1 protein-coding gene is annotated in these 1,998 nt (G+C 67.7%); it reads right to left on the bottom strand.

Translation table 11 applies throughout. The annotated features are described in order from the left end of the window. Positions 1 to 211 precede the first annotated feature (211 nt). Positions 212 to 1,741, bottom strand: coding sequence for a PxKF domain-containing protein (locus ACOADB_RS01780; protein WP_378596193.1), 1,530 nt, complete (start codon positions 1,739 to 1,741; stop codon positions 212 to 214). Positions 1,742 to 1,998: the final 257 nt, after the last annotated feature.

Raw genomic sequence — 1,998 nt, 5'->3', positions numbered from 1 at the left:
GACGCAGTTCCCCACGATGGTCGGATATGCCTTCAACCGCAGAAAGTGATTCGCGTTACGTCCCGGCGGGAGATTTTTTTACCCACCTCCCACCCCGCGGGACACGGATGACCGTCGGCCCACCCAGGCGCGCACCGCCAGCAGCACGAAACGCGGGGCCCGGCCTTTCGGCCAGGCCCCGCGTCGCGGTGGAGCCGTCGAGCTCAGACGGTCACTTCTTGAGGTTGAAGTCGGCCGTCGGGGTGGAGTAGAAGCTCGGGTCGCTCACGCGCACCCGGTAGGAACCGGCGGGAAGCGCGGCGCCGCCGCTCGTCTGAGCAGCCTTCGTGGACAGGTTGTAGATGTACTGCAGGTCCGTGCTCGACCAACGCATCGCGAGACCGTTGGTCGCCGGAGCGGTGACAGCCGCCTCGGTGACGCTGCCATCAGGGTCCGGCGTCGAGATCTTCGCGAGCGACACCGTCGGGGTCAGGCCCGACACGTTGGCCCCGTCGCACCCGGTGACGCGGATCTTGACCGGGATGGTGGAACCGATCTTGAAGTCGCTCCGCGCGCCGACGGTGTTGATGGGCTGCAGGATCGCACTGGGCGTGACCTTGGTGGCGAACTCGACCGAGTCCGAGCCGGAACCGAAGTCGTCGTCGGTGACCGTGACGGTCGCGTCGAAGGTCCCGTTGCTGGCGTAGGTGTGCGCAACGGCGGTCAGCGGGGACGCAGCCGGGTCGATCGAGTCGCTCGTGCCGTCGCCCCAGGTGATGACCGCGTTGTGCGTGTCCGCGGCGCCCGGGTCGGTGAAGGTCGCGCCCAGCGAAACGGTGCAGGCGGCCGTTGCCAGGGCCGACGCCTCGACGGTCGGCGCGACGTTCGAGGCCCCGAAGGCGAAGGTCTGCGACGCGGTTGCGTGCTCGTTGTCGTCGGCGGTGACGGTGACGGTGCCTGCGACGTCGTCGTCGGTCGCGAGCGACCAGTCGAAGGTGCCGTCGCCGTTGTCGGTGAACGTGCCCGGCGTGCCCACGGGCACGGTCAGGGTGAGGCTGTCGTTGCCGTCGGCGTCGCTGAAGGAACCGGTCGTCGCGAGCGTGTCGCCCTCGTTGCCACTGGCGTCGGGAGCCTGCGTCTCGACGGCCGGGGCGTAGGTGTTGGCGTCGCAGGCGTCGCCGAGTGCGTCGTCGTCGAGGTCGGACTGGTCAGCGTTGGAGACCTCGGGGCAGTTGTCGTCGGCGTCATCGATGCCGTCGTCGTCGCCGTCGAGGTCCACGTCGTCCGCCGGGACCACGATGACGGTGAAGGTCATGCCCTCGACGTCGAAGTCGTCGCTCCCGATGCCCTGGAAGCCACCCACGACCCGCTCGAACGTGAAGCTGATGGTGGTCTGCCCCAGGGCAGTGGGCGTGAACGTGAACGGGGCGCCACCACAGCTCTCGATCACGAAGGGATCCGGCAGGCCGCCCTGGAAGGTGACACCCGAGGACGAGGAGGCAACGGCGAGGTCCAGCTGGGATCCCCCGACACCAGAGATGTTGCAGCCGTTCTTGTCATCGTCGTTCGTGGTGTCGTACTTCATCTGGACCGTTGCCGACGCGCCCTGGACCACGGTCAGTTCCTTGACCCCGGCGTCGGTGACGAAGAAGTCCGTGTTGGTCGCGGTGACGTCGTCCGCCACCGCCGTACTGGCCAGCCCGGCCGTGACGAGCAGTGCGCCCGCGGCGCCGAGCGCGAGCGTCTTCCTGGTGGATCCCACTGAATCTGTCCCCCTGTGCAGGTGCCGCCCGAGAAACAGCCACGTGATGGTGCGGCGAGCGCCGCGTCACCAGCCCCAACCGACGAGTGCAGGCGGGGTTACGACGCGTCCGGACAAGACTTGTGATTCGGGACCAAAGGCCCAGAACCCGCTAGAAATCAGGGAAATCGGACTATCGGATCCGATGGATCGAGGCTTCCGCGTGTGGCTCAGATCTCACTCTGCACGCCGGCGAGGAGCTGCCGCGCCATGACGAT

The organism is Nocardioides sp. CPCC 206348, from assembly GCF_048654705.1.
GTDB lineage: Bacteria > Actinomycetota > Actinomycetes > Propionibacteriales > Nocardioidaceae > Nocardioides.
This window is presented reverse-complemented; position numbering and strand designations above follow the sequence as displayed.